This window comes from Virgibacillus sp. LDC-1, assembly GCF_030137545.1.
In the GTDB taxonomy this organism is placed as follows: domain Bacteria; phylum Bacillota; class Bacilli; order Bacillales; family Amphibacillaceae; genus LDC-1.
This window is the reverse complement of record NZ_JARUVL010000014.1, coordinates 18,218-37,794: the sequence shown is the minus strand read 5'-3', so window position 1 is coordinate 37,794 and position 19,577 is coordinate 18,218. Positions and strand designations below refer to the sequence as shown.

Sequence of the window (19,577 nt, the reverse complement as noted above, 5' to 3'; positions counted from 1 at the left end):
ACAAATGTTTAGATATCCTGTTTTGTTTTCGGCATTATTGGCGCTTTCTAGCGAATAGCTTAATTGGCGTTCCAATAAATCCAAAAGCATCTCTTATTTTGTTTTCTAAAAATCGCTCATACGAAAAGTGCATTAATTCAGGTTCATTCACGAATACAACAAAAGCAGGAGGCTTAACAGCTACTTGTGTTGCATAAAGCACTTTTAAACGTCTTCCTTTAACGGTCGGTGTCGGATTCATGGCTATTGCATCCATAATGACATCATTTAATACGTTTGTTGGTACTCGTTTCGAATGATTTTCACTCGCAACCTTAATCGCTGGAAGTAAGGTGTGAATACGTTTTTTCGTTTTTGCTGATAAAAAGACAATTGGGGCATAATCAAGATATTGAAAGTGTGCCCGGACTTTCTTTTCAAACTCTTTCATTGCTTGTTCATTGGACTCAACGGTATCCCATTTATTCACGACGATGACAATCGCTCTTCCAGCCTCGTGTGCATAGCCAGCAATTTTTTTATCTTGTTCCCGAATGCCAGTTTCTGCATCAATCAAAACAAGAACTACATCTGAACGTTCGATCGCTTTTAATGCCCGGAGCACGCTATACTTTTCAGTCGTTTCATAGACTTTTCCACGTTTCCGCATCCCAGCAGTGTCAATAATAACATAATCCTGTCCTTCTCGATTTAAATACGTATCAATTGCATCACGGGTCGTACCTTCGATATCACTTACAATAACTCGTTCTTCGTTAAGCAATGCATTTACTAAAGATGATTTTCCGACATTCGGACGGCCAATTAAACTAAAGTGAATGATATCTTCTTCGTTTTCTTGTTTTAGTTCCTGTGGAAAATGCTTTACAACTTCATCCAGCAAATCGCCGAGTCCAAGCCCATGAGCACCAGATATAGGGAATGGCTCTCCAAACCCTAATGCATAATATTCATAAATTTGAGCGCGTAGCTCCGGATTGTCCATCTTATTTACAGCTAATACAACTGGTTTATTTGACTTATAAAGCAGCTTGGCAACTTCTTCATCAGCACCTGTTATCCCTTCTTTACCATTGACGATAAAAATAATAACATCCGCTTCATCAATCGCTATTTCAGCTTGTTGACGCACTTGGACGAGTATAGGTTCGTCACCAAGGTCGATTCCTCCAGTGTCAATAATATTGAAGGTGGTAGTGAGCCATTCAGCCTGCGCATATATACGATCCCTCGTGACTCCGGGAATATCTTCAACAATTGATATTCTTTCTCCAACTAATCTATTGAATATGGTAGATTTACCCACATTCGGTCTTCCTACTATCGCTACAACAGATTTCCTCATGAAAGGAACATCCTTTCTTTTTAAACTTTAACTTTATATATTCTAGCAAAAGTCATTCATATACACAATTTTTTAGTGATTCTTATGGCTTTGCTTGCAGGGGCAATTTCATATGATGAATGCGAACTTTAACATAGGATGTACATACACGAAGTCCTTCTATAATAAAAAGTATAAATATGACAACAAAAAGACTATCTAAAAATATCAGCGTTCCAACGGCACGTTCAAAGGAATACTGTAATAACATCAAGCTATACAAAAGATCGCCACAACACATTCCAATGAGTACGATTGCAGTTCTACTAAGTAAACCATGAGCAATAAATGTACACATAATAAGCATAAAGAATGGTAATAGAACATCCCTAGGAAGCAACACCCAAACTGGTGCTTGCTGTTCCCATATTAAAAAACTCACATAACCAATCATAACAGTAAACGAACAAATGAAATGATACACTCGTTGGTTGGTCATGACAAAAAGAACAAAACCCCCAACAATAAGAGAAATAAAAGAAAGCGATATATCAAGTGATGGAATCATTACGTAAATGTTTGAGCAAATAATTGTTGTTAAGATCCATATCGATAGTTTATATCTTCCTTGATTTCTTCTTATAAAAAATGTGACCATAACCCAAAGCATCCAACTAATCCATAGAAATAATAAGCCATCCATCTTTCTTACCCTCCTATTCATACAGTATGACAGGAAAGGGATTGATTTAAACAAAAACCCGAGTAATAAGGCGAATCTAACACCTATTACTCGGGAAAGCGTTCGAAAAGGCTTTTACTTATATTTATTTAGTTTGTCACCAATTATATCGCCGAATTGAAAACCAGATTGATCTTCATTTTTTTCATATTGCTTATATTCTTTTTCTGCTTGTTCTTGTTCTAATTCACGAATACTCAAAGACATTCTTTCTTCTTTTTCGTTTACATCAAGGACTTTAACTTGAACTTGTTGACCAACTTCAAGGACTTCCTGTGGTGTGCCGATATGACGATTCGCAATTTGAGAAATATGCACAAGACCTTCTACTCCTGGTAAAATTTCGACAAATGCACCGAAATTCACTAAGCGTTTTACTGTACCTTGTACAACATCTCCAGCTTTAACACGCTGCTCAACATCTTCCCAAGGTCCTGGAAGTACTTTTTTACGTGATAACGATATACGTTCATTGTCTCGATCAATCGAAAGCACTTCAACTTTAATCGTTTCTCCTTCTGTTACAACATCAGAAGCTTTCTCTACATGTTCGTGTGCTAATTGCGATACATGGACAAGTCCATCAATACCACCAATGTCAACAAAAGCACCGAAGTTGGTTAATCGTTGTACAGTTCCTTCGATTACTTGCCCTTCTTCGATGGAGTTTAAAAGTGCATTCTTTTTAGCTGTTTCTTCTTCTTCAATTACAGCTCGATGGGATAAAATAACGCGATTCTGTTCTTGATCTAATTCAACCACTTTAACTAGTAAAGAACGCCCTTGATAATCAGAAAAATCTTCTACAAAGTGTTTTTCAACGAGTGATGCAGGAATAAATCCTCTTACACCGACATCCGCAACAAGACCGCCTTTAACCACTTCTTTAATAACGGTTTCGAATATTTCCTTCGAATTAAATTTATCTTCTAAATCTTTCCACGCTTGTTCACTATCAACAGCTTTTTTTGATAGAACGACTTCATCATCTTCGATTTTTTTAATTTTTAAGGTTAAAGAATCTCCTTCTTTTACAACTTCTCCTGCTGTTTCTATGTGAAGACTTGCTAATTCACTGATTGGGATAATTCCTTCTGTTTTATACCCTATATCGACAAGAACCTGTTTATCCTCGATTTTAACTACTGTTCCTGTAACGACATCACCGACATTCATGTTTGATAAATCTTTGTTTGTTTCTCCCATAAATAATCCTCCTTCAACTACATTAACAAACGAACAAACCGAAAAATGCTTGTTTTTGTTCTTATTTATAATTGCTTCTATCCTATAACTTCTAACAATTACAATTATTTGTCAAGTATATTATATTAATTGTCCTGCAATTTTTTGATTTCGTTCATAATTGCTTCTGATGTTTCCTTTGCGTTCGATTTGTTTGCACGTAATTGCTCCATATTCATTGGCGGACCGTATGTAACGATTAGTCTTTTAAATGGTTTATATGGGCCTTTAATCAAACATGGAACTACTTGTGCATCAGAACGTAATGCAAAAAAACCGACTCCTGCAAGAGGTTTGCCAAGTTCACCCGTTTTACTTCTTGTTCCTTCTGGAAAAAGTCCTAATGCTTCTCCATTATTTAAGATATCTAATCCTTTTCTTAATGCATTGCGATCTCCCATTCCTCTTTTTACTGGAAAGGCTTGTATCCCTTTTAATAGCTTACCTAAAAAGAAATTGTTAAATAGCTCTTCTTTTGCCATAAAGTGAATATCTCTTGAGGATGTAATTCCAACAACAGGAGGATCTAAATTAGATATATGGTTTGAGCAAATAATGACTGGCCCTTTTTTCGGGATGTTTTCTTTGCCAATAACTTTTATACGATATAAAGGGTAAAAGATAATGAGAACAATAAATTTTGCAAATTTATATAAGTTCATCCTTAAGCTCCTTTAAACTGCTAACTTTTTGCTTACTTCTTGTAATATTCGATCTGCTACTTCTTGAATTGTTAATGAAGTAGTATCTATCTCAATGGCATCGGTTGCTTTAATAAGTGGTGCAACTTCTCGCTTTGAGTCGATTTGATCGCGTTTTTCAATTTCTTCTTTTAATTGTTGTAAATTAGAGGGAAATCCTTTTTTTATATTTTCTTCATGTCTTCTTCTCGCTCTTTCCTCTGCAGTTGCCAAAAGAAAAATTTTCACTTCTGCATCTGGGATAACATGTGTTCCGATATCTCTCCCGTCCATGACTACACCCCTATTAGTCGCGAGCTTTTGCTGGCGTTTTACCATCTCTTCACGAATGGCACGGTGCTTTGCCACAAAAGAAACATTGTTCGTTACTTCATTTGTTCGGATAGCTTCTGTAACGTCCTTTCCATCTAAGAATACACGTTGTCCAGCTTCTCCTTGCTCAAGCGTTATGTTGCTTTTACTTAATAGCACTGAAAGAGCTTCTTCTTCTTCAACCGACAAATGCTCCTGCAATGCTTTGAGCGTCAGTGCACGATACATAGCACCAGTATCAATATAAATATACGTTAATTTGTGGGCGACGATTTTTGCTACGGTACTTTTACCCGCAGCTGCTGGACCGTCAATAGCAATTGCTAGCTTCTTATTATTAGCCACCATAAATCATTCCTCTTCCTCTCTTATGTACGGTGTATATTTCATCATTTAGATTGTTTTAAATCGGAATCATTGTTTCTTATTTAAAACAATCCGTTTCTTAAAAGGGGCTGTCCTATTTAAAGGTAACCACTTAGAAAAGGATATCAATTCTAATGAAATGGACCTGTAAAAATAGGACAGCCAAGTAAATAGTCTCTTTTTAAATAATAACATACTCTTAAATTAATGGTCTATGTGTTCTCTTTTTTTATTATAGATACAGAAGTTTCCCTATTCAAAAATAGTTCACGATAATTCCTTTTTTCTTGCTTCGCGTTGTTTTTCAAAGCAATAACGAATAATTTGCTGACGCGTATCATTGGAAATATAGATGAATTTTAAAGAAGCAGTTTGTTTTTTGTTTTCGAGCTGTATGAATCGAATTACTTCAGCTGTAATTTGTACGTAATCAATTAATCCAGAAGTCCATGATAGAACTAAGGTAAGATCAACCTTTTCCCCTTCTTTTATTGATGTGTCCGTGGGAATAATTATCGATATGCCACCACCACTAATATCCGTCGATACCGTTGTAAACGGGAAAATCATTGTATCATTTGGGTGCACCGCTACATCTATCGCAGTTTCAATTCGAACAAAATTTCTCCGTTGAATTGTTTTTATCCTATCCTCATCTGGATAATCCATGGCAAGGGCTTGAATAGGTAATTGTACTTTCTTTTTTACAACACTAAAAAATTCATATACGGTTTGATCTGAACTTACATAGGAAAATGATAGTTGGTCTCCCACGTTAAAAAACACCGATTTTTGACTTGCTAAACAAACGGGAAAATCAATATAAAAATACTGGTCATCTTTGTCAACTACTTTACTGCGAAGTCTTCGATCATTTGATATGTCATGAATCGTTACAAATTCACCGATATTCAAGAAATTCATAATCCCCCTCCATCTCCGTTCATTATGGAACTATTTCTATTATCACAGAAAATGTGAAAAAGGGAAAGGCTTCTTGACCAATCCCTTTAATCTTGTATATAACAGCCTTTATTGTTAATTCTATGCCCATTGATGTAAGGTTTGCTTTATCGTGCTAATGCATAATTAAGCTCACTATTTCCTAATTTTTGAACCTTCTCTTCTGTTCCATCCATTGCATTGATAAAAATTCGGTACGTATCATTTCCTAATACGCCAAGGTATTCATATGTTAATACTTCTTCACCAAGGTCATTATCAATAATGGCCAAAAATTGTTCTTTGATATCCACTTTCTCGTTTACACTTTTTCTTGCATCTTTTTCTGCTAAAGTTGGCTTTGGAATATCTCGCTTCTTATGATTCATAAAATAGTTTCGTGCTGTTAATCCAAGAACATCACCGTTGTCTAATGCAACCTTTACTTCAATTGAATCGGAATATACACGAATTCCATTATCATTGTATAAGAAAGAATAAACACCAACTTTATCATATTCGGCACTTTGAAATAAAGTCATATCATTAAAACCATTATTTTCAAGAAATTTTTCCGCCTTTTCAAGCCCACCATTAAGACTTAGTTTTTGCTCTTTAATCGGGCGTTCAATTAATAAGGAGAGTGGATGCCCTCCCTTTTTAGAAACATCCATATATGCACGCTTATCCCCGTCTTCGTATGAAGCGCTAAATAAAGGGATATCTGCTCCATCACCCGTTTTTGTTATTTTAACGTTTGCTTTATTTTGAAGCTTAAATAAAACTTTACTTTGGTTTAACACTTCTTGCTTTGATACATCATTACCCTTTAAATTGTTAAATTTATGTTCTTTCGTTGTTTGCTCTGAAAGCGGAGAGTCTATATTAGTTTCAGCATATCCCTCTACTTTTTTCTCAACTGTTTTCAATCCATCAATGATTGTATTGTCCGATTGCTCATCTTGGGTAGCAAGTGCAAGCTGTACGTCCATCCAACGAAGATTTTCTTCTAGTACCAGACTCTGAACCTGTCTTAATTCATTTTTTATTTCTCCAGATTGCTTGTACAGCTCGTTTAGTGCTTTCATTTCCTTGTCAGATAGTGGTTTATTTTTCAAATCTCTAACAGCTGTACGATACGTAAAGTCTCCGATATTAGATAGAAATTCTTCCGTCTTGTTAAATGGGAGAAGTGTTAACGGAAGTTGGCCAACATTTGATAGTGCATCAGAAGTTAAACGCCAAATGTCAACGAGCTGTGGTGAAAGACTTGTATTGGAATTCATAGCTAATGCGGTGCCAATTTTATCATGCAACACATCGAGATGGTACGTAAGCTCATGAAAAGAGCGCTGGTACGTATTTTCTGCTTGTATGAGGACTGCATTTTTTTCTTCATGCTCTTTATAACCCCAAATTCCTGCACCTACTAATCCAATTGATAATACTGCAATTAAGATCCATCGAACCATCTTTATTCACCCCTTCTATTTGCAAAAAATATGCTTTCCAATTTGTTTTATTTGTGGTCTTGTCCAGATCCAACTCGATGTAGCTGTTTGTGGATTAAAATAATATAAAGCATTTCCTGATGGGTCCCAGCCATTTATTGCATCAATCACAGCTTTTTTTGATGTTTCATTTGGTGTTAACCAAATTTGACCATCTGCAACCGCTGTAAATGCACGGGGTTCAAAAATAACACCAGCGACACTATTTGGGAATGTTGGACTTTGTACGCGATTCAAAATTACTGCTGCTACTGCAACCTGTCCCTCATATGGTTCTCCGCGAGCTTCACCGTGTACTGCATTCGCTAGTAAATTTATATCATTTTGCGAATACCCAGGTGGTGTGTTAACGGTTTTAGTTGGCGCGGTCGGAGTTTGTTTTTTTGGAGCAGTTTTATTCGGCACTTTCTGTGGTGCTTGCTTTTTATTTTCCACCCCACCATAATGGGTGAATTTATATCCTTTATTGATATGTTCTTTTACATATTTTTCATTATATTTACTAGCTTTGACTAATTTCTGCTTTGTTTTTGCACCTGCAATCCCATCAATATCTAAGCCAAATTCGTATTGAAAATTTCGTAGTGCCCAATAGGTTCTCCACCCGAAAACACCATCAATTTGTCCGTTGAAAAATCCAAGATATTGTAATCTTGCCTGTAACTCAATCACATCATCTCCAACAGCACCGTGTTGAATTACTTGCGGGCTAAATGCTTTAACCTGATCTGTTTTTGGATAAGTTGCTTGATGTGCTAGTGCGAAAAAACATATAATTATAATTAACATGAGCCTTTTTTTATGTGACATTCTATTTCCTCCCACTTCGTAACATGGATTCGTGTCATTATTTTTAAACGAATCCTAGTTTTTATTCATGATTTGTTTACGAAGTATAAAAATGTAGAAAAATAGCTTTAATAGTCCATACAAAAAAACCACTGTTAAAAGGACAGTGGCAGAAGTGATAATATTAATTTATTTAGATTAATTCGTTTGCATTGTTTTATTGGCTGATTTCATTCGATGTAAAGCTAGCATCCATAAAATAATCATGAATGGAACCATGATAAACAGCCATTTACTTGAAGTAGTATTTAAAATATAATTATATATTCCATGTAAAAAAAACGGAAATAAGAAAGCGAACAAAAGATTACGCTTTTGATGGTGTTTATACATTTTCGCTTTACCAAAGTGATACCCCATAATAACGGCGAATAATGCATGGGAGGATACAGGAAAAATAGCACGCGTAAAAGCATATTCAATACCATTTACAAATAAAAACAGAATATTTTCTAGCGTTGCAAACCCTAGGCTAATGGACACTGCATATACGATGCCGTCATAATGTGCATCAAACTCTGTATGACCGTAGATCACATAAAAAAAGATGAACCATTTAAAGAATTCCTCTAACAAAGCAGGAAGAAAAAACAATTCAACAAATAGGTTTGCATTTATTTCATTTGCTATCGCATATTGAACGAACATAATCGGAAAAACGAGTAGCATCCCAAAAATAAACGTTCGTACAATTAATGATAGTGGTTCAGTAAAACGATCTTTTAAATAAAAAAAAGATAGTAAAGCAAATGCCGGTGCTATTCCGGCAGATAGGATGGCGAACATGGAATTAGACCTCTTTCTCAAACATGCTAATCCCATGTTACCATGATGGCATTCGATTGAAAATACATTCTACTATAAATTATAAAAAATGCAGGTGATGATTTTGAAAAAGATTTTACTTATTCATACGGGTGGAACCATTTCGATGTTAGAAAACAAAGAAACAGGAGAAGTATATACAACAAATAAACACCCTTTATCTGAAGCTACCTATATTTTGCAAGAATTTGCGGATGTAGAAGAAAAGATAATTTTCTCTTTACCGTCTCCCCATATAACTCCAGACCATATGCTTGAGCTTGGAAAACTCATTAATAGTGAAATGAATAATTATGATGGTTTTGTCGTGACACATGGAACAGATACACTTGAAGAAACTGCTTATTTTTTGGATTTAATGTTAGTTACTAAAAAGCCCGTTATAATTACTGGTGCAATGCGTTCTAGTAATGAAATAGGCTCAGATGCACTCTATAATTTAATCAGTTCGATCCGTGTCGCATCAGATGAGCGAGCGATTGAACAAGGTGTACTAGTCGTTATGAATGATGAAATTCATACCGCAGCAAATGTAACGAAGACTTCAACAAGTAATGTTGCGACATTTAAAAGTCCACAATATGGCCCAATCGGTATTATTACAAAAGATTCACTCCTTTTTCATCATCAAATCTTAAAAAGAAAAAAATACGTCGTTTCAAGCATTACAAAAAAAGTACTTCTCTTACGCGCTTTTGCTGGAATGGATGGAGAAATATTTGAGGCGATAAATGAGAGATCAATTGATGGATTAGTTGTTGAGGGCTTTGGTCAAGGAAACTTACCGAAGGATGTTATTCCCCCGCTTAAAAGAATGATTGCGAACAATATTCCAATTGTTTTGGTTTCAAGATGCTTTCAAGGTATTGTGCAGCCCACCTATAGCTATGATGGAGGTGGAAAGCACTTAAAAGATATGGGTATTATTTTTACCAATGGATTAACAGGACCAAAAGCGCGAATAAAATTATTACTTGCACTAGAACAAACGAATGATTTACAAAAGCTACACATGATGTTTCAAATTGATTAATAATAAGGTTGCCCAACGTCTTACAGGACGTTGGGCAACCTTATTTTTTAGACCGTGTTTTCTACTCTCTATGTTCGATTGCTTTAGCAATTGCTTCCCCATGAAATCTTCCATTTTCGATAAATATCTTATTATTATTAAATCCAGCTGCAATTACGCCAGCAATATATAACCCCGACACATTTGTTTCATATGATTCATCATCATAATAAGGCTTTCCATTTTCAGGGTTGATTTGTACACCAGCAGCTCGCAAAAAATCTACATCTGGACGATATCCAGTCATTGCGAACACAAAATCATTTGGAATTGATTTTGATGTTCCTTTTGTTTCAAAATAAACGTGATCTTCAGTAATCTTCGTTACATGTGATCCAAATTCCATCGTAATAATGCCTTTTTCAACGAGGGAATCAAAGTCAGGAAGAATCCACGGCTTAATACTTTTCGAATAAGTAGACCCACGATAAATCACTGTAATATTCGCCCCAGCTTTATGCAATTCTAAAGCAGCGTCTACAGCAGAGTTTTTTCCTCCAATAATGACAACATTTTTTTTGTAATATGGATGACCTTCTTTGAAATAGTGCATTACCTTTGGTAGCGATTCTCCCGGAATATGAAGTAAGTTCGGGTGGTCATAGTAACCAGTTGCAATTACAACCTTGTCTGCTTGATAGCTGTCTTTCTTGCCGCTTTGCTTGATTGTATGAAGTTGAAAATGATTGCCTTCTTTTTCCACTTTAATTACTTGCTCATATGCTTGTACCCGAAGTGCTGTTCTTTCAGCAACGGTTCGATAGTAGGTTAACGCTTGCATTCTTACAGGCTTCTGCTTTTCGGTAATAAATGGAATGCCACCAATTTCAAGCTTGTCACTTGAGCTAAAAAATGTTTGATGCGTCGGATAATGATAAATAGAGTTAGCTACATTCCCTTTTTCAATTAGTAACGGGTCTATGCCCTTCTTTTTCAATTCAATGGCACAGGACATCCCACATGGTCCAGCTCCAACTATAATAACCTTTTCTTTACTCACGATCATGCACTTCCTTTATAAAAATAAACAAAAGAACTCTTACTCAACTATACATGATAAGAGTTCTTTCGTCATTCAATTGCTATATTAATTTAAACCCATCCACGGAAACGAGCGGCTTCAGCCATTTTTCGAACACCAATCATATAAGCTGCTAAACGCATATCAACTCGTCTTGTTTCAGCTGTATTGTAAATCGAATTAAAAGATTTAATCATCGTTGCATGAAGTTTTTCATCAATTTCTTCTTCCGTCCAATAGTAACCTTGATTATTTTGTACCCACTCGAAATAGGACACGGTTACTCCACCTGCTGACGCTAACACATCTGGAACGAGTAAAATTCCTCTTTCGGTAAGTATTTTAGTTGCCTTCATGGTAGTAGGTCCATTAGCAGCTTCAACAACGATGCTTGCTTTAATTTTATGAGCATTATGTTCTGTAATTTGATTTTCGACTGCAGCTGGGACTAGAATATCACAATCAAGTTCTAATAAATCTTGATTTGATATCGTATTATCAAACAATTTGGTTACGGTTCCAAAGCTATCTCTTCGATCTAATAAATAATCGATATCTAATCCCTCTGGATCATATAATGCACCATATGCATCGGATATTCCAACTACTTTTGCGCCTGCATCATATAAGAACTTGGATAAGAAGCTACCGGCATTCCCAAACCCTTGAACAACAACTCGTGCTCCTTTTACATCTATCCCTTTTTTCTTTGCAGCTTCATTAATAACGATTGTTACACCTTTTGCAGTTGCAGATTCTCTACCATGTGATCCGCCTAATACGATTGGTTTACCCGTAATAAAGCCTGGACTGTTAAATTCATCAATGCGGCTGTATTCATCCATCATCCATGCCATAATTTGTGAATTTGTAAAAACGTCTGGAGCAGGTATATCCTTTGTTGGACCTACAATCTGACTGATTGCACGAACATAGCCTCTACTTAGACCTTCTAATTCACGAAATGACATTTCACGAGGATCGCAAATAATACCGCCTTTTCCGCCACCATAAGGGAGATCAACAATACCTGCTTTCAGACTCATCCAAATAGAAAGCGCCTTTACTTCATCTTCCGTTACATCGGGATGAAATCGAACGCCACCCTTTGTAGGTCCTACAGCATCATTATGTTGCGCGCGATAACCAGTAAAAACTTTAACTGATCCATCATCCATTCGGACTGGAATGCGAACGGTCATCATTCGAATAGGCTCTTTTAATAATTCGAATACTTCCTCAGGGTAACCCAACTTTTCCAATGCCGTTTTAACAACGGTTCGAGTTGAACTTAACACATCTGTTTCATTAATTGCTTCTTCGGTAGAATCTGCTGCTTTATCGGCTACCATGAATTTACCTCCTAAATATCCTTATAAAAATTATTAAATGCTGTACTCAGAGATTAGTATACACTTTCATAATAAATATGCAATAATATTAATTCAAATTTCTATATAAAAAAATAAATAAATGTAAGCGATTACGAAAAAGACGATTATTGGATACGAATGTATCCAAAATAGACGATAAATAAAACCAAAATTATAACTAAAATTTACGAATGAAAGATTCGAAAGATTTCATCTGCAGCATTATTACTAAGTATCGTTTTTCCATATTCACGTAAGCGATAGGAAGTGACAATACTCGGTGAAGAAAACTCCGACATAACAGCAATTACATCTTCTTTTTTCGTTAAATGGTTGATATCCTTTTCTTCTAATAGCATATAATAACGTTCATCCATAAAGTACACTTTTCCACCTTTTATTGATAGAGCATTCAAATAAGCTGACACACGAATAATATCCTCAAATTCTCCAAAAGAAAAGATTAGTTCATTACTTTCATCTAATGTGACTTTCATTTCAATGAATTCCTCTTCCCAATCCAAATTCTCAACTTTTTGAGTAACCGTAACATGCATTCCTTGTGCTTGCATCAAATGCACCTGCACAAATAATCTGCCTTCAAGTTCAAATCCAAGCTCTTTACTTGCCTCATACATCATGTCACTAAATAGATTTTGAACACCATCCGCGTCATACCATAAATCTTCTTTTGTAAAGCCTCGTTCCACTAAATCATCAAATGTCAAAAAGATTTTAAACTTATTTATGGTTACCCTCTCAATCCGCACATAGCATCCTCCTCTTCATCATGAAATGCGTCTATACCCCCTTATAAATGTGGGGTGATGTTAATAGTATATGTCAGTATACTTTTTGTTGAACGGCTAGCGTTCATTTCATGGATTTAAATTGCAAAAGGTGACATTCAGCTTTAGTTCCCAATCGAAATGGAACACCGGTATATCCATATCCTTCACTAATAAATACATTGGTTTGCCCGTATTTATTTAAGCCCCCTCGTTGATATGGGCCAATTCCAAAGAAACGTATTTGACCACCATGTGTATGCCCGGCAAGAACGGTATCAACCCTACTTTTTTCCCGTTTACTTAAAGAAAAGAAGCCGTTTGGATCATGAGTAATTAATATCCAATATCCGTCTACTATTGACTTCATGGCTTCTGAGAAGTTAGGTTTTCCATATTTTTTACAATCTAATCCGATAAAATGAATAGACTCCCCATTTTTTTCTACCGTCTTCGCCGCGTTTTTTAAAATGGTCACCCCTTCATCGATAACTAATTTTTCGAACTTATCTGGTGCCGCTTCATTGTCATTATTACCCCAAACAAAATAAATGGGCGCCTGTAATTGCTTTAATCTACGAATGTTTTCCTGCACTTTATGAATAGAAACACCTTTTTCCATCACATCCCCGCCGATAATAATGCAGTCTACACGTGTTGAATCAACTTGCTTCAATGTTGAAAGCTTTATCAATCTACGATGGATATCAGAAATAAAGAAAATACCGTAACCTGAAAGTGCTGACGGAAATCGATCATCTTGGATCTTGATTACATCATATATATCATGATGAGCCCGATATAACATGTAAAGCACGAGACCGAATGTGAAACCAATCGTTAGAAATAGTAACAGGCCCATTGGATTACCCCTTTCATTTTATCATGATCATATCATATATGATGCTTAACATGAATATTTGAATAGGATAAGCTCTTTATTCATACATATGAAATGATATCAATGTGTTTGAAAGGAGGATTTGATGTTTACGCAATATAAATATTGGAAGCCATATATTAGTCCATACGACCCTTGTCCACCAATTCGAGTAAAGAGCTATTCGACCCCTCCAAATTTATATCTTCATTTCCAGCCACCAGGACTTCCACAATTTAAACCGAAAGAAGCCCTTTATCATGGAACATTATGGCCTGTCTTATTCAGTCCATATCCAGACCCACACAAAAGAGGTGATCTAGATGAGTAAAACCCTACCTCCTGAATATTATCAGCTCCTCGAAGACATCCAAGCAGTCGACTTTGTTCTCGTTGAATTAACCCTGTATCTTGATACACATCCAAATGATTATGATGCAATCGAGCAATTTAATTATTGTGCAAAAGAAAGCAGAACTTTAAAAAACCATTTTGAAAAACAGTTCGGTCCACTGATGCAATATGGTAGAAGCTATTCAAATTATCCTTGGGATTGGGGACAGACACCATGGCCATGGCAGGTTTAATAAGTGAACAAAAATGATGGATGTTTAGGAGGAGATTGTTTGTGTGGTATTATGAAAAAAAATTGCAATACCCTGTTAAAGTAAGGGAATGCAATCCAATGCTTGCTAAATTTCTAATCGAGCAATATGGTGGTGCCGATGGTGAACTAGCTGCAGCCCTTCGTTATTTAAACCAACGTTATTCGATACCGGACAAAGTAATCGGTCTGTTAACAGATATTGGTACCGAAGAATTTGCACACTTGGAAATGATTGCAACTATGGTATATAAATTAACCAAAGATGCTACACCTGATCAGTTAAAGGAAGCTGGCTTAGGAGCGCACTATGCCAATCATGATCGAGCATTGTTTTATGAAAATGCTGCAGGTGATCCTTGGACCGCAACGTATATTCAGGCAAAAGGAGATCCAATTGCAGACTTATACGAGGATATTGCTGCAGAAGAAAAAGCACGAGCGACCTATCAATGGATTATTAATCTATCCGACGACCCTGAATTAAATGACAGTTTAAAGTTTTTACGTGAGCGTGAGGTTGTTCATTCGCAACGTTTTCGTGAAGCAGTAGAGATTATTAAAGAAGAGCGTGATAAGAAACACTTTTTTTAAACAAATAGAAGGATGAGATTAGAAGTGACAGAGTATGCTTAACTATATTATTTTAAACATGCATTTATCGAGCAGTTAAAATGCGTGTTTCCACTAGAAAAAAAGGAGTTTTTTCTACATTGGATTAATCATTTCCCTTTGTCATTCGGGAATAGCGCGAGCCGAAAANAAATGCGTGTTTCCACTAGAAAAAAAGGAGTTTTTTCTACATTGGATTAATCATTTCCCTTTGTCATTCGGGAATAGCGCGAGCCGAAAATCTACTCGGAAAAGTGGCTATCTTTTCCGAGTAAGTTGAGGCCGTGCCTAACTCCGAAAAACATTTTCCGTAAGGTTTCCTATGCTGAAAGCGACTCCATTTAAAATTGCGTCGATATGAATCATATTGATATAAATGTTATTATTTTGACTTATCCTATATTTACTATTACTTCATCAGGAGGTTATTAAAAAAATCCAAGAAAATCGTTCCCTAACATATAATATGCCCCTACTAAGATTGCACATAGCATAATGATGACAATTAAGAATCGAACAATTGGTCCATGAATACGAAAGTGAACACGCGTATTCTTTTGTCCATGAACCGTGCTTCTTGGCGGTAGATTTAAAATGTCAATTTCTCTGTTCTCTTGCTGATTTGGAATATCAATCGTATTTTCGTCGGTTGGTACTTCAATATTCGTTTCGCTGCTTGTACTCTCATTTGTCTGTACTTCCTCAAAAAGCTTCCGCAGCTCTTTTGCCTGATCTTCATTCGCTTCCATTTTTGTGTTCATCTTTATGCACCCCGCTTTTGCGATCGAATTATTAAACCCATTATAAAATCTATCAAAAAGTGTATGGTAATTGTTACCAGCAAATTGTTCGTAAGCTCAAATAAATACCCTAAGCAAAAACTGACAATAAGTACATAGCCTAATAATATAGGCTTTTTTAAATACCGTATATGTATGAGAGCAAATAGAATACTCGCAGGAACAAATCCAATTGTTGTTTGCAGTACACCTCTAAATAAAAGCTCTTCTGAAATAGCAATGAACACTGCCGCAAAAAATATTTCTACCTGTGTTAAGGATTGAAATATTCTTTCGTTAATCCCGCCGTCATCATAGTAATGTTTCGGTAACAAATAAGTGAGAACTAAATCGATACTAATAATGAGTATACTCGGAATGATACTGTATACCATTATTTCCTTGATACTCCAATCAAATAAATCAAACCAAACGGAAAAGTCCGTAAAAAATAGGAAACTTAACCCGAAGGCTAAAGCAATAAATAATAATTGATTGATTAATAGAAGTCGCTTAATATCTGAACGTGTCATATTTTTTATAGCTTCTTCTTGTTTCATTTTTTATCTCCTAATAGCAGTAACGATTCGAGCTTCGTTTGCCAGGATTCAGCATCTTTTTTCAGAGACGACTTTGATTCTATTGGCGTCCAGTCATCTAATACAAAGCCACAATTAGAGCAACAATGGTTGTTAGGTTTTGTAAAAGCATCTTGGAATTGGATAAACAATTCTTCTCGTAAGCATGATGTACATTGGATCCATTTCACCATTTCCATCAGCTTTGCTTCTTTTTGTATTAACCGTTCATCACGATACAATTGAATCGTTGAAAACGCGTGCTGCCATTTATTCTCGTTAAAGTTGATCTTTCGTTCTTTAATAATACCATGTTTTTCAAATTGATACTGTAGAAAATTCCATTGTGTTTCAGTTAATGAAAACAATTGTCCTATTTCTTTTTGATTTATCGGAAGCGGCTGCCCTTTATTTGCTAAATGGGAAAGCACTTCAAATGACTGATGAATGGAAGCAGAAGATGGTAGCTCATTTTCCACTATTTGTTTTGGTAAATATAAATCATTCGCAGCAAACAATAATACACTTAAGCTGGATAAACCATCCCTACCTGCTCTGCCCACTTCTTGAATATACGCTTCCATTTCAGCGGGAAAATGATAATGAATAACCAGTCGAATATTACTTTTATTTATTCCCATTCCGAACGCACTTGTGCAACATATAATATCTAGTTGATTATTCATAAATTGTTGTTGAACAATAACACGATCTAATTGCTCCATTCCACCATGATAAAAAGCAATTCGCCGATCCTGCCATTTTCCTGAAAGCAGTTGAGCTATGTTCTCACAAGCATGTCTACTCGAAAAATAGATAAGTGTAGGTACATTATATTTTTTTAATAGACCATCGATTTCTTCTAGCTTTTCCTGTTTATTTGTTACCTTGCGAATGGTCAAAATGATATTTTCGCGGTCTATTGGATTAATATGCTTCTTCATTTCACCAACATCCAATGCCTTCATAATATCTTTTTGAACCTTTGGGGTAGCGGTAGCACTTAAAGCTAGTACAGGAGGATAGGCTAACGTTTTAATAACGTCCTTTAAACGTAAATAGTCTGGTCTGAATTCATGGCCCCATTGAGAAATACAATGTGCTTCATCAATTACAAATAAGCTGATATGGAGCTTATCTAATCTATGCATAAAAGCATCCTGTTGTAATAATTCTGGAGAAACGTAAATAAGTTTATACTCATGTAATTGCCGGTATATTTCATTTCTTTGTTTAGAATCAAGAAAGCTATTGATGGCAACAACTTTTTTAAAATTTGTCGCCTTTAACTGTTTGACCTGATCCATCATTAACGAAATTAGTGGAGAAACGACTACCGTTGTACCCGACAAAAGCATTGCTGGAAGCTGATAGCAGATTGATTTTCCGGTCCCTGTAGGTAACACCCCTAATACATGCTCTCCTTTCATAACATCTTCTATGATTTCTCGTTGGCCAGGACGAAAGGAATGATAACCGAATATTCGTTCTAAATGAACTTCAAGTTGTTTGTTGCTTACCATGTTTATCCCTCGTTAAACGTGTAAATTTTGTTAACATTAATCGAATTTGAAAATATGAAATCGAATCTCCTACTGTACTTCTAATATCCCGTAACCGATGCGAGGGATTCGTCTTTATTGCTTGTAATATTAATTGTTGTGCTTGTTCATCCACAAATTGATGAAATGGAAATTCTTGTTCATGCAATGCAATTTCTACCATATGATCATAGATCGTATTTTTCTTTAATCCGCGTTTTCGACTAATTTCTTCTACGGTTAACCCCATCTTAAAGAAACGAAACGTTTTTTGTGCAGAGGCTGTTAATATAGAAGTATATTCTTCGTAATCTACTAACCCTTGTAACAGAGGATAGTCCTTCTTATCCTGGTGTATCAGCGAGATCATTTTATGAACAACGGCTGTATGGAGGAGAATCACATCGTCTTTGCTGATCTTGTACTTTTCTTTTAATTGCCCCGTACTCATGCCGTAATGCTGATAGCCTGTTAACCGATCAACAAAAAGAGATGCCTCCATGTCATCCACATACTGTAATAGACAATGTAACTCATGATACATCTCCGGTAGAATATCGGCCTCGCGATTCTTATTCTGACGATAAAAATACTTTACCCAGGCTATAATATCAGGGATATCTATAATCGGAATAAAGGATTTATTTTTCATTTGACTATTAGTATACGTTTGAATTAGTAATAGCAAACGATTCATAAATGTAGGCGCAATGGATTCAAATTTAAGTCCGTTAAAATAAGCGCGAAAGTCCGTTGGTACTTTCTCTATTTCAGTAACGGATAAAAAACTATCTTTTATAGCTCCTTTCATTATCAGTCCATCGCTTCGCATCTGTTGGATGACAGCTTCGAAAGTGTCTATATGTAACGTTTTATGAATACCAAAGAACCGTTCTAATTGGAATATTTCAGCATCATGGATTGTTTGAATGGATTTCTTTCCCTTTAGAAGATAGAAAATGGAGTTAATTGATCGACGATCTTTTATTTGCGATAACGCATAATCTATCACCTTTTCTAGGTACATTTTCAAATCTCCAATCACTATTTCTCTTTATTTTGTAATGTCAATTATTGAAATGAAGTTTAAACAAGCTTACAATCTATTATAGAGGAGATGATCAACCAATTGCATCCTTCTTGGGTGATTTTTTATTAATTTTAAATTATTAACCGATCAAGCATATAGATTTCTATTTTTTTAGGAGGACTCCTCATGGAAAAACGATTTTCAATTGTTGATAAAGAGACATGCATAGCATGTGGAGCCTGTGGCATAACTGCACCAGATATCTTTGACTATGATGACGAGGGACTAGCTTATGTAGTCCTTGATGATAATAAAGGAGTAAAGCAAATTCCGAATGAATTAGAGGACGATTTATTTGATGCCCGTGACGGCTGCCCGAGTGATTCGATAAAAATTGGAGAAACTCCTTTTAAAGGTGATCCGCTGAAAAATGAGTCTCGTTAAATCATGCTATGAAAAAAGTGCTTTCCTAATTCGGCGGA

Annotated in this window: 22 protein-coding genes; 5 read left to right on the top strand and 17 right to left on the bottom strand. The window is 35.7% G+C overall.

Going from position 1 to position 19,577, the window contains the following annotated elements; translation table 11 throughout:
- Nucleotides 1–34: 34 nt before the first annotated feature.
- From der to prsW, 9 genes are all read right to left on the bottom strand, one after another.
- Nucleotides 35–1,345 carry a ribosome biogenesis GTPase Der gene (gene der / locus QBK89_RS11920; RefSeq protein WP_284141280.1) on the bottom strand — a complete coding sequence of 437 codons (1,311 nt, stop codon included), beginning with the start codon at nt 1,343–1,345 and terminating at the stop codon, nt 35–37.
- Nucleotides 1,346–1,427: 82 nt separating this feature from the next.
- Nucleotides 1,428–2,027, bottom strand: a complete 600-nt coding sequence (locus QBK89_RS11915) for a YphA family membrane protein (RefSeq protein ID WP_284141279.1) — start codon at nt 2,025–2,027, stop codon at nt 1,428–1,430.
- Nucleotides 2,028–2,141: 114 nt separating this feature from the next.
- A complete protein-coding gene (gene rpsA, locus QBK89_RS11910; RefSeq protein WP_284141278.1) occupies nt 2,142–3,272 on the bottom strand; it encodes a 30S ribosomal protein S1 in 1,131 nt (376 codons plus the stop codon).
- A 125-nt stretch (nt 3,273–3,397) separates the two neighbouring features.
- Nucleotides 3,398–3,973: a lysophospholipid acyltransferase family protein gene (locus tag QBK89_RS11905; RefSeq protein WP_284141277.1), complete on the bottom strand. Its 576-nt coding sequence runs from the start codon at nt 3,971–3,973 to the stop codon at nt 3,398–3,400.
- A 12-nt stretch (nt 3,974–3,985) separates the two neighbouring features.
- The gene (gene cmk, locus QBK89_RS11900; RefSeq protein WP_284141276.1) at nt 3,986–4,672 is read right to left on the bottom strand and encodes a (d)CMP kinase; all 687 of its coding nucleotides are present in this window, start codon (nt 4,670–4,672) and stop codon (nt 3,986–3,988) included.
- Nucleotides 4,673–4,957: 285 nt separating this feature from the next.
- Nucleotides 4,958–5,614 (bottom strand): flagellar brake protein, encoded by a 657-nt coding sequence (locus QBK89_RS11895; RefSeq protein ID WP_284141275.1) that lies wholly within the window; start codon nt 5,612–5,614, stop codon nt 4,958–4,960.
- 146 nt (nt 5,615–5,760) lie between these two features.
- The gene (gene ypeB, locus QBK89_RS11890) at nt 5,761–7,104 is read right to left on the bottom strand and encodes a germination protein YpeB (RefSeq protein WP_284141274.1); all 1,344 of its coding nucleotides are present in this window, start codon (nt 7,102–7,104) and stop codon (nt 5,761–5,763) included.
- 15 nt (nt 7,105–7,119) lie between these two features.
- Nucleotides 7,120–7,953: a spore cortex-lytic enzyme gene (sleB, locus tag QBK89_RS11885; RefSeq protein WP_284141273.1), complete on the bottom strand. Its 834-nt coding sequence runs from the start codon at nt 7,951–7,953 to the stop codon at nt 7,120–7,122.
- 177 nt (nt 7,954–8,130) lie between these two features.
- Nucleotides 8,131–8,778: a glutamic-type intramembrane protease PrsW gene (prsW, locus tag QBK89_RS11880; protein ID WP_284141272.1), complete on the bottom strand. Its 648-nt coding sequence runs from the start codon at nt 8,776–8,778 to the stop codon at nt 8,131–8,133.
- Nucleotides 8,779–8,881: 103 nt separating this feature from the next.
- Between prsW and QBK89_RS11875 the strand changes: the two genes are divergently transcribed.
- Nucleotides 8,882–9,850, top strand: a complete 969-nt coding sequence (locus tag QBK89_RS11875; RefSeq protein ID WP_284141271.1) for an asparaginase — start codon at nt 8,882–8,884, stop codon at nt 9,848–9,850.
- Nucleotides 9,851–9,911: 61 nt separating this feature from the next.
- Here QBK89_RS11875 and QBK89_RS11870 read toward each other — a convergent pair whose 3' ends face one another.
- From QBK89_RS11870 to QBK89_RS11855, 4 genes are all read right to left on the bottom strand, one after another.
- Nucleotides 9,912–10,889, bottom strand: a complete 978-nt coding sequence (locus QBK89_RS11870) for a YpdA family putative bacillithiol disulfide reductase (protein WP_284141270.1) — start codon at nt 10,887–10,889, stop codon at nt 9,912–9,914.
- A gap of 92 nt (nt 10,890–10,981) precedes the next feature.
- Nucleotides 10,982–12,262, bottom strand: coding sequence for a Glu/Leu/Phe/Val family dehydrogenase (locus QBK89_RS11865; RefSeq protein ID WP_284141269.1), 1,281 nt, complete (start codon nt 12,260–12,262; stop codon nt 10,982–10,984).
- A 206-nt stretch (nt 12,263–12,468) separates the two neighbouring features.
- The gene (locus QBK89_RS11860) at nt 12,469–13,053 is read right to left on the bottom strand and encodes a genetic competence negative regulator (RefSeq protein WP_284141268.1); all 585 of its coding nucleotides are present in this window, start codon (nt 13,051–13,053) and stop codon (nt 12,469–12,471) included.
- A 103-nt stretch (nt 13,054–13,156) separates the two neighbouring features.
- Nucleotides 13,157–13,933 carry a metallophosphoesterase gene (locus tag QBK89_RS11855; RefSeq protein ID WP_284141267.1) on the bottom strand — a complete coding sequence of 259 codons (777 nt, stop codon included), beginning with the start codon at nt 13,931–13,933 and terminating at the stop codon, nt 13,157–13,159.
- Nucleotides 13,934–14,057: 124 nt separating this feature from the next.
- Between QBK89_RS11855 and QBK89_RS11850 the strand changes: the two genes are divergently transcribed.
- From QBK89_RS11850 to QBK89_RS11840, 3 genes are read left to right on the top strand one after another with little or no spacing between them, the layout of a single operon-like run.
- Nucleotides 14,058–14,282 carry a spore coat associated protein CotJA gene (locus QBK89_RS11850; protein ID WP_284141266.1) on the top strand — a complete coding sequence of 75 codons (225 nt, stop codon included), beginning with the start codon at nt 14,058–14,060 and terminating at the stop codon, nt 14,280–14,282.
- On the top strand, nt 14,275–14,538 hold the full coding sequence (locus QBK89_RS11845) for a spore coat protein CotJB (RefSeq protein WP_284141265.1): 264 nt from the start codon (nt 14,275–14,277) through the stop codon (nt 14,536–14,538). Before QBK89_RS11850 ends, QBK89_RS11845 begins: the two co-directional genes overlap by 8 nt.
- 41 nt (nt 14,539–14,579) lie before the next feature.
- On the top strand, nt 14,580–15,149 hold the full coding sequence (locus QBK89_RS11840; RefSeq protein ID WP_284141264.1) for a manganese catalase family protein: 570 nt from the start codon (nt 14,580–14,582) through the stop codon (nt 15,147–15,149).
- A gap of 446 nt (nt 15,150–15,595) precedes the next feature.
- Here QBK89_RS11840 and QBK89_RS11835 read toward each other — a convergent pair whose 3' ends face one another.
- Genes QBK89_RS11835 through QBK89_RS11820 form a run of 4 tightly spaced genes read right to left on the bottom strand, consistent with a single transcriptional unit; the run spans nt 15,596 to nt 19,092 of the window.
- Complete coding sequence (locus tag QBK89_RS11835) at nt 15,596–15,928, bottom strand: hypothetical protein (RefSeq protein ID WP_284141263.1); 333 nt, start codon at nt 15,926–15,928, stop codon at nt 15,596–15,598.
- A gap of 2 nt (nt 15,929–15,930) precedes the next feature.
- Nucleotides 15,931–16,506 carry a CPBP family intramembrane glutamic endopeptidase gene (locus tag QBK89_RS11830; protein WP_284141262.1) on the bottom strand — a complete coding sequence of 192 codons (576 nt, stop codon included), beginning with the start codon at nt 16,504–16,506 and terminating at the stop codon, nt 15,931–15,933.
- Nucleotides 16,503–18,047: a RecQ family ATP-dependent DNA helicase gene (locus tag QBK89_RS11825; protein ID WP_284141261.1), complete on the bottom strand. Its 1,545-nt coding sequence runs from the start codon at nt 18,045–18,047 to the stop codon at nt 16,503–16,505. Before QBK89_RS11825 ends, QBK89_RS11830 begins: the two co-directional genes overlap by 4 nt.
- Complete coding sequence (locus QBK89_RS11820; protein ID WP_284141260.1) at nt 18,025–19,092, bottom strand: YpbB family protein; 1,068 nt, start codon at nt 19,090–19,092, stop codon at nt 18,025–18,027. The genes QBK89_RS11825 and QBK89_RS11820 overlap by 23 nt, the downstream gene beginning before the upstream one ends.
- Nucleotides 19,093–19,281: 189 nt before the next feature.
- Here QBK89_RS11820 and QBK89_RS11815 point away from each other — a divergent pair, with 189 nt between their 5' ends.
- The gene (locus QBK89_RS11815; RefSeq protein WP_284141259.1) at nt 19,282–19,539 is read left to right on the top strand and encodes a ferredoxin; all 258 of its coding nucleotides are present in this window, start codon (nt 19,282–19,284) and stop codon (nt 19,537–19,539) included.
- The last annotated feature ends 38 nt before the right edge of the window (nt 19,540–19,577 follow it).

What these genes read in the sequence shown, in the direction of transcription:
- QBK89_RS11865 (WP_284141269.1), bottom strand. Translation starts at nt 12,262, where the DNA reads ATGGTAGCCGATAAAGCAGCAGATTCTACCGAAGAAGCAATTAATGAA.
- QBK89_RS11815 (WP_284141259.1), top strand. Translation starts at nt 19,282, where the DNA reads ATGGAAAAACGATTTTCAATTGTTGATAAAGAGACATGCATAGCATGT.
- QBK89_RS11895 (WP_284141275.1), bottom strand. Translation starts at nt 5,614, where the DNA reads ATGAATTTCTTGAATATCGGTGAATTTGTAACGATTCATGACATATCA.
- QBK89_RS11915 (WP_284141279.1), bottom strand. Translation starts at nt 2,027, where the DNA reads ATGGATGGCTTATTATTTCTATGGATTAGTTGGATGCTTTGGGTTATG.
- der (WP_284141280.1), bottom strand. Translation starts at nt 1,345, where the DNA reads ATGAGGAAATCTGTTGTAGCGATAGTAGGAAGACCGAATGTGGGTAAA.
- sleB (WP_284141273.1), bottom strand. Translation starts at nt 7,953, where the DNA reads ATGTCACATAAAAAAAGGCTCATGTTAATTATAATTATATGTTTTTTC.
- QBK89_RS11830 (WP_284141262.1), bottom strand. Translation starts at nt 16,506, where the DNA reads ATGAAACAAGAAGAAGCTATAAAAAATATGACACGTTCAGATATTAAG.
- QBK89_RS11855 (WP_284141267.1), bottom strand. Translation starts at nt 13,933, where the DNA reads ATGGGCCTGTTACTATTTCTAACGATTGGTTTCACATTCGGTCTCGTG.
- rpsA (WP_284141278.1), bottom strand. Translation starts at nt 3,272, where the DNA reads ATGGGAGAAACAAACAAAGATTTATCAAACATGAATGTCGGTGATGTC.
- QBK89_RS11835 (WP_284141263.1), bottom strand. Translation starts at nt 15,928, where the DNA reads ATGAACACAAAAATGGAAGCGAATGAAGATCAGGCAAAAGAGCTGCGG.
- QBK89_RS11845 (WP_284141265.1), top strand. Translation starts at nt 14,275, where the DNA reads ATGAGTAAAACCCTACCTCCTGAATATTATCAGCTCCTCGAAGACATC.
- QBK89_RS11905 (WP_284141277.1), bottom strand. Translation starts at nt 3,973, where the DNA reads ATGAACTTATATAAATTTGCAAAATTTATTGTTCTCATTATCTTTTAC.
- ypeB (WP_284141274.1), bottom strand. Translation starts at nt 7,104, where the DNA reads ATGGTTCGATGGATCTTAATTGCAGTATTATCAATTGGATTAGTAGGT.
- cmk (WP_284141276.1), bottom strand. Translation starts at nt 4,672, where the DNA reads ATGGTGGCTAATAATAAGAAGCTAGCAATTGCTATTGACGGTCCAGCA.
- QBK89_RS11850 (WP_284141266.1), top strand. Translation starts at nt 14,058, where the DNA reads ATGTTTACGCAATATAAATATTGGAAGCCATATATTAGTCCATACGAC.
- QBK89_RS11825 (WP_284141261.1), bottom strand. Translation starts at nt 18,047, where the DNA reads ATGGTAAGCAACAAACAACTTGAAGTTCATTTAGAACGAATATTCGGT.
- prsW (WP_284141272.1), bottom strand. Translation starts at nt 8,778, where the DNA reads ATGTTCGCCATCCTATCTGCCGGAATAGCACCGGCATTTGCTTTACTA.
- QBK89_RS11820 (WP_284141260.1), bottom strand. Translation starts at nt 19,092, where the DNA reads ATGTACCTAGAAAAGGTGATAGATTATGCGTTATCGCAAATAAAAGAT.